Here is a 13,924-nt window from a genome sequence, read left to right on the forward strand (position 1 = left end):
GGCTCCGATCAGGCGTCGGCGCGTAGCACCCGGCCCAGCCCCGACCCTCAGGCCCTTCGGCGCCCCTTTTCGCCGGGACAGGGTCCTGGCGCCCGCGGTCAGGAGTCGGTCCGGGGCGCGGCGGCTTTCCCCCGGCCCACCTGGGTCCGGACCGCACCCATGCTCGCCGCGATGACCAGGGCGATCGCCACGATCTCCAAGGGGGCGAGGGACTGACTCAGGATGAGGAATCCGGCCAGGGCGGCGATGGCCGGTTCCAGGCTCATGAGGATCGCGAAGGTGGGGGCGGGCAGGCGGCGCAGCGCGAGGAGTTCGAGGGTGTACGGGAGCACGGAGGAGAGCACGGCCACCGCCGCGCCCAGACCGAAGGTCGTCGGGTCGGCCAGCTTCGTGCCCGACTCGGCGATCCCCAGCGGCAGGAACAGGATCGCGCCCACCGCCATCGCCAGGGCCAGCCCGTCGGCCTGCGGGAAGCGCCGGCCGGTGCGGGCACTGAAGACGATGTACGTCGCCCACATCGCGCCCGCGCCCAGCGCGAAGGCGGCTCCGGCGCCATCGAGGCTGCCGAAGCCCCCGCCGCCGAGCAGGAAGACGCCGCCGAGGGCCAGGCCCGCCCAGACGGCGTTGACCGCCCGGCGCGAGGCCACGACCGACAGGGCGAGCGGGCCGAGGACTTCGAGGGTGACGGCGGGACCGAGGGGGATGCGGGCGACGGCCTCGTAGAAGAGGCCGTTCATCGCGGCCATCGTGACTCCGAAGGCGACGACCGTGCCCCAGTCGGCGCGCGAGTGGCCGCGCAGCCGGGGCCGGCAGGCCACCAGCAGCACGATCGCGGCCACCAGCAGGCGCAGGCTCACCACGCCGAGTGCGCCGGCCCTCGGCATCAGCGTCACCGCCAGCGCGCCACCGAACTGCACGGAGACGCAGCCCGCCAGCACCAGCCCCACGGGACCGAAGGAGCCGAGGCGCCCCGGGCCGTCAGAGCCACCAGGCGCGCCCGGCCCTCCGGGTGCGGGTGCACCCGGCGTCGGCGCGGACGCGGCCGTGAGCACCGAGGTCGCCGCGGGGGACGGCGGTGCGGGGCGCGGGGACGGAGGCGTGGGTGCGGCGTCGGGGGTGCTCACGGGCGATCCTGGGGTGGTTCAAGGGCGGCCCCGGGCGCTCGGGGCGAGTCCGGGGATTTGTTCATCACGGTGTACCGATTCGTCCACGATAGTGGACCGCGTCAGGCGTGTGAACCTCTTATGGAACTTACGCTCCCACCCCGGAGGCTGTCATTTTGGAGGGACGCGGCTCCGGAAGAACTCCAGCACCTCCGTGTCCGTCGCCCGAGCGTGCAGGAAGTAGTCGGCCCAGGCGGCGATGTCCTCGTAGCCGCACTCCGCGACCAGCCGGGCGGTCGCCGCATCGATGTCGAACGGTGTCACCCGCAGATCGACGCCCGGGCCGAGCAGACACCAGTGGGCGCCGGGCCGACCGTAGGGCATGCCGACGCTGCCGGGGTTGACGACCAGCCGGCCGTGCGCCAGGCGGACGAACGGCATGTGGGTGTGGCCGCAGACCACCGTCCGGATCTCGTCGGCGAGGCCGGCGAAGACCTCCGACCACCGCGACGGGCCGGAGTCGACCAGGACGATCTCCTCGTCGTCACGCGGGGTGGCGTGGCAGAACAGCACCCGGCCCAGTCCCCGCACGGTGAGGGTCAGCGTCGCCGGCAGCCCGGCCAGGAAGTCGACCTGGTCCGCACGGAGCGCCCCGGCCGCGAACGCTCCGATCGGGTCGGGGATCTCCGTCCGCCGCCCCCGCCGCAACTCGACCAGTTCCCGGTCGGCGTTGCCCGCCACCCACAGCACCCTCTCGCCCTGGGCCCGCAGCAGGTCGAGCACCTCGGCAGGCTGCGGACCCGCCGTGATGTCGCCGGTGAGCACGATGCGGTCGGCGGCGGCCACCTCCGGTTCGGCGAGCACCGCCTCCAGGGCGGGAAGGACTCCGTGGATGTCGGAGAGGACGGCTACACAGTTCAGCTGCATGGACTCATCCTGGGCACCGGACCGGCGGTCGGGGCGTGGTGTTCGCCGCGCGCGTACCCGGCCATCGCTCGCTTCCCGCTCCCCCGGGGGCCCTCCCCCTCCCTCCCTCCCCCTCCCTCCCTCCCTCCCCCTCCCGCCCCCTCCGCCCTCCCCCCCATCCCCTATCCCGCCCCTCCCCCCCGCCCCTCCCTCTCCAGCGCCTCCGCCAGCACCTCCGCCAGGTGGCGCCCCCGCACCCCCGCCAGTTGCTCCAGTTGTGTGCGGCAGGAGAAGCCGTCGGCCAGGAGCACCGTGCCGTCCGGGGCGTTGCGCACCGACGGAAGGAGTTGTTCCTCGGCGCAGGCCGTGGAGACCTCACAGTGGCCCTTCGCGAAGCCGAAGTCGCCTGCCAGGCCGCAGCAGCCGCCCGCGAGGTCGCCGGTCAGGCCCGCCGCCGCGCGCAGCCGCCGGTCGGCGTCGTCTCCGAGTACGGCGTGCTGGTGGCAGTGGGTCTGGCCCGTGACCGGGCGGTCCAGGCGGGGTGGCCGCCAGCGCGGGGCGTGGCGCTCCAGTGTCTCGGCGAAGGTGAGGACGCGGTCGGCCAGGCGGCGGGCGCGCGGGTCGTCGGGGAGCAGGTCGGGCAGGTCGGTGCGGAGGGCGGCGGCGCAGCTCGGTTCGAGGACGACGACCGGGGCGGCCGCATCCAGGACGGGCTCCATCAGGTCGAGGGTGCGGCGCATGACGGCGCGGGCCTGGTCCAGCCGGCCCGTCGAGACGTACGTCAGGCCGCAGCAGACCCGGCCCCGGCCCCGTAGGAGGGACAGGGGGTTCAGCGTCGCCGACCTTCCGTCGCCGATCCGCGCTCCGGGCAGTCGCAGGGTCGGCGGCAGTGCCACGCGCAGCCCGGCCGCCTCCAGCACCTGTACGGCGGCCTGTCCCACGGACGGCGAGAGGTGTTCGGTGAAGGTGTCGGGCCACAGGACGACAAGGTCACCGCCGATCTCCCGGCTCCGCCGCCGTCGTCTGCGCCACCAGCGGGTGAAGGGTTGTGCGGCCAGGCGCGGGATCTCCCGTTCGGGTGCGATTCCGGCGAGCCGTTTCGCCACGGCGGCGAGGGGGCGCAGGGAGGCGAGTGCGTTGAGGGCGGGCGCTGTGCGGGTGGCGGCCGCCCAGCGCAGCCAGCGCGGGAGCAGGCCCATGGAGTAGTGGGCGGCGGGGCGGCGCCGGCCGGCGTAGTGGTGGTGGAGGAACTCCGCCTTGTAGGTGGCCATGTCGACGCCGACCGGGCAGTCGGAGCGGCAGCCCTTGCAGGACAGGCACAGGTCGAGCGCGTCCCGTACCTCGGTGGACCGCCAGCCGTCGGTGACCAGTTCGCCCGCGAGCATCTCGTGCAGCAGCCGGGCTCGCCCGCGGGTGGAGTGCTCCTCCGCGCCGGTCGCGCGGAAGGAGGGGCACATCACGGCGGCGCCGGGCGCCTGGGTCGTACGGCATTTGGCGACGCCGACGCACCGGCGCACCGCCGCCGCGAAGTCGCCGCCGTCGGCCGGGTACCCGAAGGCCACGTCGACGGGCTCGCGCGGCAGTGCGGCGAACCGGAGGTGCGCGTCGAGCGGGGCCGGGCGGACGAGGATCCCCGGGTTGAGCAGGTCGTCCGGGTCCCAGACGGCCTTGGCCCGTTCGAACAGGGCGACCGTTTCGGGGCCGTACATCCTCGGCAGCAGTTCGGCGCGGGCCTGCCCGTCGCCGTGCTCCCCGGACAGGGAGCCGCCGTGTGCCACCACCAGGTCGGCCAGTTCCTGCGAGAAGTGCCGGAAGCGGCCGACGCCCGCCGCGCTCAGCAGGTCGAAGTCGATCCGGACGTGGATGCAGCCGTCCCCGAAGTGGCCGTAGGGGGTGCCGCGCAGTCCGTGGTCCGCCAGCAGGGTCCGGAAGTCCCGGAGGTAGGCGCCGAGCCGGGCCGGCGGTACGGCGCAGTCCTCCCATCCCGGCCATGCCTCGGTGCCGTCCGGCATGCGCGTCGCCGTGCCGGCCGCGTCCTCCCGTACGCGCCACAGCGCGCGCTGTGCGGCCGGATCGGTGACGGTCAGCGTGTCCACGGCGTCGGCCGCGTCCGCGATCGCCCGCGCACGCGCGTGTGCCTGGGCCTGCGTGTCCCCGCCCGTCTCCACGAACAGCCAGGCGTGGCCCCGGGGGAGTCCGGTGGTCGCGGGGGGCACCAGGTCGCGTGCCATGCCCTCCACGGTGAGCGGCCGGTGGGGCAGGAGGCCGGCCGCCGCGTCGGCGGCGGCGCTCTCGTCGGCGTACCCGAGCACGGCCAGCGCTCGCGCGCGGGGCGCTTCGACGAGTCGTAGGACCGCTTCGGTCAGTACGCCCAGGGTGCCCTCGGAGCCGCAGAAGGAGCGGGCCACGTCGGCGCCCCGCTCGGGCAGCAGGGCGTCCAGTGCGTACCCGGAGATGCGGCGGGGCAGGTCGGGGAAGCCGGTGCGCAGGCGGGCCAGTTCGTCCTGCGCCAGCTCCCGCAGCCCTTGCGGTGCCCCGGCCCACTGCTGCGCGAGCCGCAGCCGCCGCCCGCGCGCGGTGAGCACGGACAGCTCCCGCACGTTGTCCGCGGTGGTGCCCCACGCCACCGAGTGCGAGCCGCACGCGTTGTTGCCGATCATTCCGCCGAGCGTGCACCGGCTGTGGGTGGAGGGGTCCGGTCCGAAGCGCAGCCCGTGCTGCGCGGCGGCCTCCTGGAGCCGGTCGAGCACCAGGCCGGGCTGGACGACGGCGGTCCGCGTCTCCGTGTCGAGGGACAGCAGCCGGTTCATGTGCCGGGTGAAGTCCAGGACCACGCCCGTCCCGGTCGCCTGGCCGGCGATGGACGTGCCGCCGCCGCGCGGCACCACCGGCACGCCGTGCTCCCGGCACACCTGGAGCACCGCCGCCACGTCGTCGGCGTCCCGCGGGGCCACCACGCCCAGCGGGACCCTGCGGTAGTTGGAGGCGTCCATGGTGACCAGCGCCCGGGAGGTGGCGTCGAAGCCGACCTCGCCCCGGACGGCAGCCCGCAGTTCCGCCGCGAGGGCCGTGGGATCCGTCATGGGTCCAGAATGCATCCGGCCACGGATCGTCACCGTGAGTTGTCCACAGCAACGCCCATCTTGTCGTACGAACTCACCATCACATCACTCGTCGGTCTCGTCTCATCGGACGGACACGGTTACGTCCGGTTTGGCCCACCGGCTACCCTCCGACTCGTGGCCGACATCCAGATCCCCGCTGACATCAAGCCCGCCGACGGACGTTTCGGCGCGGGCCCCTCCAAGGTGCGCACCGAGGCGCTGGACGCCCTCGCCGCCACCGGTACGTCCCTCATGGGCACCTCCCACCGCCAGGCTCCCGTCAAGAACCTGGTCGGCAAGGTGCGCGAGGGCATCAGCGAGCTGTTCCAGCTCCCCGAGGGCTACGAGGTGGTCCTCGGCAACGGCGGCTCCACCGCGTTCTGGGACATCGCGACGCACGGTCTGATCGAGAACAAGTCGCAGCACCTCACCTTCGGTGAGTTCAGCTCGAAGTTCGCCAAGGCCGCCAAGCTCGCGCCGTGGCTGGCCGAGCCCACCGTCGTCTCCGCCGATCCGGGGACGCACCCCGAGGCGCGAGCCGAGGCCGGCGTCGACGTCTACGCCTTCACGCACAACGAGACCTCCACCGGTGTCGCCATGCCCATCAGGCGGGTGGCGGGCGCCGACGAGGGCGCGCTGGTGCTCGTGGACGCCACCAGCGGCGCCGGCGGCCTCCCCGTCGACGTCTCGGAGACCGACGTCTACTACTTCGCCCCGCAGAAGTCCTTCGCCTCCGACGGCGGCCTGTGGATCGGCGTGTTCTCCCCGGCGGCGATCGAGCGCGCCGAGCGCGTCCACGCCTCCGGCCGCCATATCCCGGAGTTCTTCTCGCTCCCCACGGCGATCGACAACTCCCGCAAGAACCAGACGTACAACACCCCGGCGCTGGCCACCCTCTTCCTGCTCAACGAGCAGCTGGAGTGGATCAACGGCCAGGGCGGCCTCGCGTGGTCCACGGCCCGCACGAAGGACTCCTCGACGCGCCTGTACACCTGGGCGGAGGAGTCCAAGTACGCCACCCCGTTCGTCACCGACCCGGCCAAGCGCTCGCAGGTCATCGGCACGATCGACTTCGCCGACGAGATCGACGCCACCGCCGTCGCCAAGGCCCTGCGCGCCAACGGCATCGTCGACACCGAGCCGTACCGCAAGCTCGGCCGCAACCAGCTGCGCATCGCGATGTTCCCGGCGGTCGACCCGGCGGACGTCGAGGCGCTGACGAAGTGCGTCGACTACGTGATCGAGAAGCTGTAGCCGTGCTGTAGCCGTTTCGCCCACGCCGACGAAGGGCGCCCCGCGGAGTACGTCACCGTCTCCGCGGGGCGCCCTTCGCGCGTGTGCCGCAGGTCAGAATTGCCGCAGGAACGCCTGCCAGCTGTCACGGGAAACGGTGAGCAGGGGGCCGCCCTGCTGCTTGCTGTCGCGGACGGCGCGGCCCTGGCCGGTTGTGGGGGCCACCTCTACACAGTCGCCCTGCTGAGCGGAGTACGACGACTTGCGAAAGGTACCCACAACCTCGGTCACGTCACTCTTCTTTCAGGTTCCTCAGTACGTCCCGGATGAGCCGCGCGCTCGCGTCCGGCGCCAGTGCCGCCGATCGTAGTAGGTCGTAGGCATTGCCGTAAGCCGCCAGATCCTCAGGCGCTTCGAGAACCGACGTCCCACGGAGGTTCTCGATCGTCACGGCCTCGACGGCCGGTTCGGAGTCGAAGCTGAAGGACGAGAAGGCGGGGATCGAGGCCACCAGAACACCAGCGCTGAAGGGCAGTACCTGCACGGTGACGTTCTTCCTCTTCGCGACCATGAGAATCGCGGACAGCTGCTCCATGTGAGTGTCGACGCCCACCAGCGGGTGCACAATCGCTGTCTCCCAGAAGATGGCGGTGTACGAGGCGCCGCCTTCGCCGATCTTGGCTTGACGGGCCTCGCGCACCTTCACCAACTGTTCGAGGACTTCCGGCGCAACGTAGTCGGGTCCCGCCGAGATGACCGCTTCGGCGTAGGCGGGTGTCTGCAACAGGCCGGGCACCAAAGCCGGTTGCCACTGCCGAATATAGGTGGCGTCGTCCTCCAGTGCGATGTGGTCCAGGTAGTCCGGCCGCACGTGCGCCGCATGCTCCACCCACCAGCCACGGTTCTTTGAGTGCTTGGCCAAGTCCTCCAACTTGTCGCGCACTTCCGGGTCGGTGACACCGTACGCATCCAACAGCAGGCGCACCTCGATGACGCGCGGAGTGGCATGCCCGCTCTCAACACGACTGATTCTCGCCTGGCTCGACGCGATGACCTCGGCGGCCTGCGGCTGGTCGAGCTTGGCTGCCAGTCGGTACTGCCTGAGCGCGGTACCCAACCGCCTACTGCGAACTGTCGGCCGTCCACCTGCGGGCATGGGCGCCCTCCCCTCTCTTTCGGCAACCATGTCACAACGGGCCACAACTCCGGTCCTGCATCACACGATCGAGCGATATCGCTGCATGTATTTCGCAGTTTCGATTGCCTGGGTTCTGAATGCCGCCATAGCTTCGCCCCATGCCCGAAACCACCACCTTCCGCTTCCCCAAGCACCGAAGGCACGTGCCCGCAGCACGGCAACGCACCGGGAAGGCCCTCTCCGACTGGGGCGTCACCGACGGACTGGCCGACGCCGTAGCGCTGTCGGCCAGCGAACTCGTCACCAACGCGGTGCTCCACTGCCGCGTCTCCCACGCCCAGATCAAGGTCACGCTGACCTTGGACGAACCGGTGCTGCTCCTGGAGGTCTCCGACCCCGACCGGGACAGGCTCCCCCGGCTGCACGACGCCGCCCCGGACGAGGAGGGCGGGCGCGGGCTGGCGCTCGTAACGGCGTTGGCCGATGTGTGGGGGTGCCGGCAGGAGCCGTACGCGAAGTGCGTGTGGGCCCGGTTCACGCTGGCGGAGCTGACAGAGGGGGAGAGTGCCCGTGCCGTTCCGGCTGGTGCGTGACGCGTTGCGCCGCCTGTTCGCAAGGCCGTACTCGCGCGGTCGCGGGGCGGGCGACCGGGACCTCGGGCGGGAGGTCCGCACGCCGGACCCGTACGTGTGGCGGTTGCCGAGCCCGTACGAAGCCCGGTGGCGTCGCTGGTCCAAGCGCTGCCGGGCAGCCGGGCATTACCTGCCGGTGCCGCGCGAAGAGGCGTGCTGGGTGGTGAACCCGGAGTCATCGCAGCCGGTCACCTGGCCGTGCGAGGAGGACGTGGTGCGGCCGTACGTCCTCAGATTCTGATGCGACGGGGGAGCGCGCCGTCGACCACGAGAACTGCACCGCGTGATGTGCTAGTTGCCGCGTCCCTGACCAGACGTGCGGCCCCGCCCCCCCCTGCCCCCTCACCCCGCGAACCACGGCACCCGGCACGCATGAGTGGCGTGGCCCTCGGGGCCCAGGGAGTTGAGGACCGTCTTGCGGTTGGCGCGCCAGGTGCGCAGGGAGCAGGTCAGGCGGACGCGGAGTTCCAGGGATTCGCGGGTGCCCGGGATCGCCCCGGGTGTTCGAGAGCCCACTCTTGCGCGAGGAAGTCGTACATCTCGGCGGTCGCCAGGCCGCTGCCCGCGTCCACGACGCCACCGACCACCGTCTGCCCTACGAGCCGGGCTCCACGTGCCCGCGACGCCTCCGCGACGAGGCCGCCCACCCAGGCCAGTCCCTCCTCGTCGGCGTACACGCCGAACTTCAAAGTCCGTGTCCTCATCCGACGCCGTCTCGGACGATACGGCGGGCCACCTCGGTGCGCGCGCCGGCGAGTTCGGCGGTGATCCGCCGGAGGCGGTCGTCGTCCAGAAAGACGGCCGCCTCCGACGGCGGGCCGGCGAGGAGGCAGGCTCGTCTGAGGTGGGTCGGCGGATGGGTGGCGTCGACGCTGTGGCCGCGCCGGGCCCCCGCACGCCGCTGGCGCTCGTACTCGTGCTCCGGGACGGACGCCATGTGTGCCGCCAGCCGGGTCCAGAGCCCGTCCGGGGCGTCCGCGGAGGCTGCCGCGGTCCCGCGGGCCGAACGCGCCCCGGTCAGCGCCGCGTTGTTGCGCTCGCGCCGCAGGAAGACGTCGACGGACTCCACGATCAGAAGTTGGTCCATGAGGCCCGCCGCGGCCTCGGTGGAGGCGACACGGGCGGCCTCCCGGTCGGCCAGGTACTCGCCGCGCTGGGTCGCCCGCAGCGTCAGGTGGTCGAGGAGGACCAGCGTGCCCTGGACGAGCAGCAGGGGCACGGCGTAGACCGCGTTCACGACCATCTCGGTCCCGGTCGGCCGCGGGATCGGTGCGAAGTAGTAGCGCCACGTGACCAGTGAGCGCAGCGCCGTGCCCACCACCACGCCGTGCCGGGTGTCGCCGTTGCCGTAGTGGCCCAGTTCGTGGCCGAGCAGGGCGACCCGCTGCTGCGGGGTCAGCACCTCCCACAGCGGCAGGCCCAGGGAGAGGACCCGGCGACCGCGCAGGCCCCGGGACGCGACGCTCGCGTTGATCTCCTTGCCGACCGCGATCGTGTCCACGCCGCGGGTGCCGACGACCCGGGCGACCTCGTCGACGAGCGCGTACAGCTCAGGCGCGTCGGCACGGTGCACTACGGTCCCGTCGGCGGGCGGCCCGGACAGCCGGGGCCGCAGTGCGACGGCCACCGCCAGCAGCACCACCCCCAGGAGCACCAGACCCCCGCCCCAGCCCCACACGATGCAGAAGACGCCGCCGGCCAGCAGCGCCGCGGTGACACCGTGCACGGCGAGGGCGATCGCGTAGGCGAGCATCGCGGCGCCGTCCCGCCGCGCGCGCAGCTCGGCACCGCCCTGCGTCACCTCGGCATGGAGCTTCTCGCCGTACCGCTGGGCCAGGGCGCGCCGGGCCTCTTCCAGCCTGCCCTGCCTCACCCGCTTTCCCCGCTTGCCCCGCGCCCCCTGCTGCTCCTGCCGCTCCCGCTTCTCCTGCTGGTCTTTCGGGTCGACGTTCCAGTCGCAGGCCGCGCACCAGATGGTGAACCGGTTGTCAGCGTGGATCTCCGCCCCGCATTCCGGGCACGGCTGGATCGTTTCCCCCACGGCGGTAGGCATGAAGGTCCTGCTCTCCCCTCCCCGCGGCCCCTCCCCAAGGGCCGCCCGAACATGGCAGGGGAATCTGATCACGCGGACCGGCCCGCGTAAAGCGGCGCGGTTCAGGACCTCCGCCGCCGCAACCGCCCCACCCCGAACACCGCCAGCACCGCCACGAGGACCGCCACCGCGCCCGTCGTCAGTTTGCCCGAGGTGCCGCCTTTGTTGTCCGAGGGGCTGGAACTGCTCTTGCCGGCGGGGGATTTCGCGTCGCCGCCCCCTCCGTCGGGCGCGTCCCGCACCTGTACGGGGCTGTCGGCGCCCTCGCTGCCGTACAGGAGCTTGGTGCCGTCGACGCTGTAGGTGATCGACTCGCCCTGCCGTTGCAGCGGGACGTCGAGGCGGCCGAGGCGTTTGATCCTGCCGCCGTTCCAGTCGTAGTAGATGCCGCCGAAGTAGCCGCGGACGGCGAGCCGGGTGCCGTCGGGGGAGAACGCGGCGTCCGTGGCCCACAGGTCGACGGGGGCGACGGGCTTGAAGACGTTGGTGCCGGAGGCGGACAGGTGGGGCGGGCCCTCGAACAGGTGGCCGCCGTCCTCCTTCTTGTCGATGATGTACACGCGCCCCGTCTTCGGGTGCACGATCAGCGACTCGGCGTTGCGGGCGCCGTCCGCGTACTTCACCACGTACTGCGTGGCCCGCACCGTCTGGTCCTTGAGCTCCTTCGGCTCGGGCAGCTTGTAGATCCACACGTGCGGCCAGGTGCCGTCGAGGTTGTCGCCGATGTCGCCGACGTAGATCTCGTTGCCCGGTCCTATGGAGATCGCCTCGACGTCACGGGGGCGGCCGACGCCCTTGAGGGTGACGGTGGCGACGGTCTTGCCGGTGCGGCTGTCCACCGCGTAGATGTACGGCCCGTCGTCGCTGTCGTTGTGGGTCCAGTAGATGCCCGGGTGCAGATGCGAGGCGGCCAGGCCGCTGGACTCCTTGATCCTCGGGTCCTTGATCGTGAACCCGCCGTCCCCGCCGGCGGCGAAGGCGGGCAAGGCGGCGGTGGGCACGGTGAACGCGCCCACGAGCAGGGCCCCGGCAAGCAGGGCGGACGGTCGGCGCATGCCCCAAGCCTGCCATCCCGCGGGCGCGTTCACGTGAGGTGGCAGGCCTCACCCCTCTCCGCGCACCCCTCGTGCACCACCCGCCGCCCCGATCGTTCATCATGAGCGGATGCTCAGGTTCATGCCCGTCGGTGACTCCATGACGATCGGGAGCGCGGGCGAACACACCTGGCGCTACCGGCTGTGGCAGCACCTGCGCGACACGTACGGGAGGCCGTTCGCCCTGGTCGGTCCGCGCGAGACGCTGTACGACAAGGCGGCGGACGCCCCCGTCTCCTACGAGTACGCCGACCCGGACTTCCCGCGCGCCCACCTGGCCGGGTGGGGCGAGGGCTGGACGCACATGGCCCCGCTGATCGGCGAGGCGGTGCGCGCGCACCGGGCGGACGTGCTGCTCGTCTCCCTCGGCCTGATCGACCTCGGCTTCTACACGGACGCCGAGCAGACGGCGGCGAACGTGCGCGCCTTCGTCGCCGGGGCCCGCGCCGCCAACCCCCGCGTCCGGATGGTCCTGCTGCCCGTCATACCCAACGTCCGCGCCGACACCGACGCGCCCTTCGCCGCGCAGGTCTCCCTCTTCAACGAGCTGCTGGCGAAGGCCGTGGCCGACCTGGACGAGCCGCGCTCGCCGCTGCTGCTCGCGGCCCCGCCGGACGGCTACGACATCCACCGCGACACCTACGACGGCACCCATCCCAACGCGAGCGGCGAACACGCCATCGCGGGGGCGTTCGCGGAGGCGATGTACCACGAATGGGGAATCGGACAGCCGTACGTGGCTGGAACAGGTTGACCGGATTCCGGCGTCTCCTCGTCACGGTGCGTATCGTTGTTCTACGCGGTTGCCCTCTCCGTGAGGCGACCGGGGAGGAGCGCCACGATGACCGTCCTGGAAGACAGGATCGAGATGACCGACGCCGGCACCGAGCAGTTGGACGCGTGGTTCGAGCGTCTTGAGCGTATGCCCGTCCCCGAAGGATTCAGGGTCGAGATCGTCGGGGGCAGCGTCTTCATGACACCGCAGCGGGACACCCACTGGAACATCATCCTCCGTATCGCGACGGTTGTCGCAGCCAAGTTCGGGACGGAAAGGGTGTTCTCCGACGTCCGCATCGACTTCCCGGGCCACCAGAACGGCCTCTGCCCGGACATCGCCCTGCTCAAGGACGCGACGAAGAAGGACGACACGGGCCACTGGCGCCACCAGGACGTCGAGTTCGTCGCCGAGGTCATCTCCGAGGGCACGGCCCAGAACGACTACGGCCCGAAGAAGGCCGCCTACGCGGAGGCCGAGGTTCCCCTCTACGTCATCGCCGATCCTTACCAGGGGCGGTGTTTCGTGTACACCGATCCCAAGGACGGCGACTACGGGGACAGGACCGTGGTCGACTTCGGTGAGGACATCGACCTGACGGGCACGGTGGTCGACCTCGTCCTGAAGACCGACGCCTTCCCCCGCGACTGAGCCGGGTCGCCCTTGCCTGGAGCGCACTCCAAGCCGTTGGCTTGGTGGTCATGAAGTACACACAGCTCGGACGCACCGGACTCAAGGTCAGCAGGCTGGTCCTCGGCACGATGAACTTCGGTCCGCAGACCGGCGAGGCGGACAGCCACGCGATCATGGACGCGGCACTGGACGCCGGGATCAACTTCTTCGACACCGCCAACGTGTACGGCTGGGGCGAGAACAAGGGCCGCACCGAGTCGATCATCGGGAACTGGTTCGCCCAGGACAGCGCCCGCCGGGACAAGGTCGTCCTCGCCACCAAGGTCTACGGCAACATGGGCGCCGACGGCGAGGCCTGGCCCAACCACGACAAGCTCTCCGCGCTCAACATCCGGCGAGCCGTGGACGCCTCCCTCAAGCGGCTCCAGACCGACCACATCGACCTGTACCAGTTCCACCACGTCGACCGGAGCACTCCCTTCGAGGAGATCTGGCAGGCCATCGACGTCCTCGTCCGGCAGGGCAAGATCCTCTACGCCGGATCGTCCAACTTCGCCGGCTACAAGATCGCCCAGGCCAACGAGACCGCGGCCAGGCTCGGCTCGTACGGACTGGTCAGCGAGCAGTGCCTGTACAACCTGGTCGAGCGGCGCGCCGAGATGGAGGTCATCCCGGCCGCGCAGGACTACGGGCTCGGCGTGATCCCGTGGTCGCCGCTGCACGGGGGGCTGCTGGGCGGCGTCCTCAAGAAGCAGGCCGAGGGCGGCCGGCGCGCCGGCGGGCGGGCAGTGGACTCCCTCGCCGACCCGGCGCTGCGCGCGCAGGTCGAGGCGTACGAGGAACTGCTCGACAAGCACGGCCTCGAACCGGGCGAGACCGCGCTGGCCTGGCTGCTCACCCGGCCGGGGGTGACGGGGCCGATCGTCGGACCGCGCACCGGCGAACAGCTCGCGTCCGCACTGCGGGCGGTCGAGCTGGAGCTGAGCGAGGAACTGCTGGCCGAACTGGACCGCGTCTTCCCGGGCCCGGGCCCGTCCCCGGAGGCCTTCGCCTGGTGAGCAGGCCGCGTGCGTGAGCGCCGGTGCGAAACGTGAGTGCGCGGGCGCGGCGGGCATCTCCGCCGCGCCTGCCGTCACCGGCCGAGCGCGGCCGCCACGGCGACGACAGCCAACATCAGCACAAGCGTACCGGCCATGATCCGGTTCCGGGTTTTC

General features: G+C 71.8%; 13 protein-coding genes. 5 read left to right on the forward strand and 8 right to left on the reverse strand.

Annotated features, from left to right (window positions below):
• Nucleotides 1-98: 98 nt before the first annotated feature.
• The 3 genes from ACFC02_RS02395 to ACFC02_RS02405 form a co-directional block, all read right to left on the reverse strand.
• The gene (locus tag ACFC02_RS02395) at nucleotides 99-1,052 is read right to left on the reverse strand and encodes a DMT family transporter (protein ID WP_376351229.1); all 954 of its coding nucleotides are present in this window, start codon (nucleotides 1,050-1,052) and stop codon (nucleotides 99-101) included.
• Between the two features lie 222 nt (nucleotides 1,053-1,274).
• Nucleotides 1,275-2,030 (reverse strand): metallophosphoesterase family protein, encoded by a 756-nt coding sequence (locus ACFC02_RS02400; protein WP_376351003.1) that lies wholly within the window; start codon nucleotides 2,028-2,030, stop codon nucleotides 1,275-1,277.
• A gap of 161 nt (nucleotides 2,031-2,191) precedes the next feature.
• Entirely contained in the window at nucleotides 2,192-5,092 is a 2,901-nt protein-coding gene (locus tag ACFC02_RS02405) for an FAD-binding and (Fe-S)-binding domain-containing protein (RefSeq protein WP_376351006.1), read from the reverse strand.
• A gap of 156 nt (nucleotides 5,093-5,248) precedes the next feature.
• On the opposite strand from ACFC02_RS02405, the gene serC reads away from it, so the two are divergent.
• Nucleotides 5,249-6,367, forward strand: coding sequence for a phosphoserine transaminase (gene serC / locus ACFC02_RS02410; protein ID WP_376351008.1), 1,119 nt, complete (start codon nucleotides 5,249-5,251; stop codon nucleotides 6,365-6,367).
• Nucleotides 6,368-6,460: 93 nt separating this feature from the next.
• Here the strand turns inward: serC and ACFC02_RS02415 are convergent, their stop codons facing one another.
• On the reverse strand, nucleotides 6,461-6,637 hold the full coding sequence (locus ACFC02_RS02415; RefSeq protein ID WP_376351011.1) for a DUF397 domain-containing protein: 177 nt from the start codon (nucleotides 6,635-6,637) through the stop codon (nucleotides 6,461-6,463).
• 1 nt (nucleotide 6,638) lies between these two features.
• Nucleotides 6,639-7,502: a helix-turn-helix domain-containing protein gene (locus ACFC02_RS02420; RefSeq protein WP_376351014.1), complete on the reverse strand. Its 864-nt coding sequence runs from the start codon at nucleotides 7,500-7,502 to the stop codon at nucleotides 6,639-6,641.
• 140 nt (nucleotides 7,503-7,642) lie between these two features.
• On the opposite strand from ACFC02_RS02420, the gene ACFC02_RS02425 reads away from it, so the two are divergent.
• Nucleotides 7,643-8,077 carry an ATP-binding protein gene (locus ACFC02_RS02425; RefSeq protein ID WP_376351017.1) on the forward strand — a complete coding sequence of 145 codons (435 nt, stop codon included), beginning with the start codon at nucleotides 7,643-7,645 and terminating at the stop codon, nucleotides 8,075-8,077.
• Between the two features lie 488 nt (nucleotides 8,078-8,565).
• Here the strand turns inward: ACFC02_RS02425 and ACFC02_RS02430 are convergent, their stop codons facing one another.
• From ACFC02_RS02430 to ACFC02_RS02440, 3 genes are all read right to left on the reverse strand, one after another.
• Nucleotides 8,566-8,805, reverse strand: a complete 240-nt coding sequence (locus tag ACFC02_RS02430; protein ID WP_376351020.1) for a hypothetical protein — start codon at nucleotides 8,803-8,805, stop codon at nucleotides 8,566-8,568.
• Between the two features lie 11 nt (nucleotides 8,806-8,816).
• The gene (locus tag ACFC02_RS02435) at nucleotides 8,817-10,169 is read right to left on the reverse strand and encodes a M48 family metallopeptidase (RefSeq protein WP_376351023.1); all 1,353 of its coding nucleotides are present in this window, start codon (nucleotides 10,167-10,169) and stop codon (nucleotides 8,817-8,819) included.
• Nucleotides 10,170-10,270: 101 nt separating this feature from the next.
• Complete coding sequence (locus tag ACFC02_RS02440; RefSeq protein WP_376351026.1) at nucleotides 10,271-11,263, reverse strand: WD40 repeat domain-containing protein; 993 nt, start codon at nucleotides 11,261-11,263, stop codon at nucleotides 10,271-10,273.
• A 109-nt stretch (nucleotides 11,264-11,372) separates the two neighbouring features.
• Here ACFC02_RS02440 and ACFC02_RS02445 point away from each other — a divergent pair, with 109 nt between their 5' ends.
• The 3 genes from ACFC02_RS02445 to ACFC02_RS02455 all read left to right on the forward strand — a co-directional run bounded on the left by ACFC02_RS02445 (nucleotide 11,373) and on the right by ACFC02_RS02455 (nucleotide 13,768).
• Entirely contained in the window at nucleotides 11,373-12,056 is a 684-nt protein-coding gene (locus ACFC02_RS02445; RefSeq protein WP_376351029.1) for an SGNH/GDSL hydrolase family protein, read from the forward strand.
• A gap of 87 nt (nucleotides 12,057-12,143) precedes the next feature.
• Nucleotides 12,144-12,728 (forward strand): Uma2 family endonuclease, encoded by a 585-nt coding sequence (locus tag ACFC02_RS02450; RefSeq protein ID WP_376351031.1) that lies wholly within the window; start codon nucleotides 12,144-12,146, stop codon nucleotides 12,726-12,728.
• Nucleotides 12,729-12,778: 50 nt separating this feature from the next.
• Complete coding sequence (locus tag ACFC02_RS02455; protein WP_376351034.1) at nucleotides 12,779-13,768, forward strand: aldo/keto reductase; 990 nt, start codon at nucleotides 12,779-12,781, stop codon at nucleotides 13,766-13,768.
• Nucleotides 13,769-13,924: the final 156 nt, after the last annotated feature.

The sequence above is a fragment of the Streptomyces sp. NPDC056160 genome (assembly GCF_042268205.1).
Lineage (GTDB): Bacteria > Actinomycetota > Actinomycetes > Streptomycetales > Streptomycetaceae > Streptomyces.

What these genes read in the sequence shown, in the direction of transcription:
- ACFC02_RS02400 (WP_376351003.1), bottom strand. Translation starts at nt 2,030, where the DNA reads ATGCAGCTGAACTGTGTAGCCGTCCTCTCCGACATCCACGGAGTCCTT.
- ACFC02_RS02405 (WP_376351006.1), bottom strand. Translation starts at nt 5,092, where the DNA reads ATGACGGATCCCACGGCCCTCGCGGCGGAACTGCGGGCTGCCGTCCGG.
- ACFC02_RS02420 (WP_376351014.1), bottom strand. Translation starts at nt 7,502, where the DNA reads ATGCCCGCAGGTGGACGGCCGACAGTTCGCAGTAGGCGGTTGGGTACC.
- ACFC02_RS02425 (WP_376351017.1), top strand. Translation starts at nt 7,643, where the DNA reads ATGCCCGAAACCACCACCTTCCGCTTCCCCAAGCACCGAAGGCACGTG.
- ACFC02_RS02435 (WP_376351023.1), bottom strand. Translation starts at nt 10,169, where the DNA reads ATGCCTACCGCCGTGGGGGAAACGATCCAGCCGTGCCCGGAATGCGGG.
- ACFC02_RS02440 (WP_376351026.1), bottom strand. Translation starts at nt 11,263, where the DNA reads ATGCGCCGACCGTCCGCCCTGCTTGCCGGGGCCCTGCTCGTGGGCGCG.
- ACFC02_RS02445 (WP_376351029.1), top strand. Translation starts at nt 11,373, where the DNA reads ATGCTCAGGTTCATGCCCGTCGGTGACTCCATGACGATCGGGAGCGCG.
- ACFC02_RS02450 (WP_376351031.1), top strand. Translation starts at nt 12,144, where the DNA reads ATGACCGTCCTGGAAGACAGGATCGAGATGACCGACGCCGGCACCGAG.
- ACFC02_RS02455 (WP_376351034.1), top strand. Translation starts at nt 12,779, where the DNA reads ATGAAGTACACACAGCTCGGACGCACCGGACTCAAGGTCAGCAGGCTG.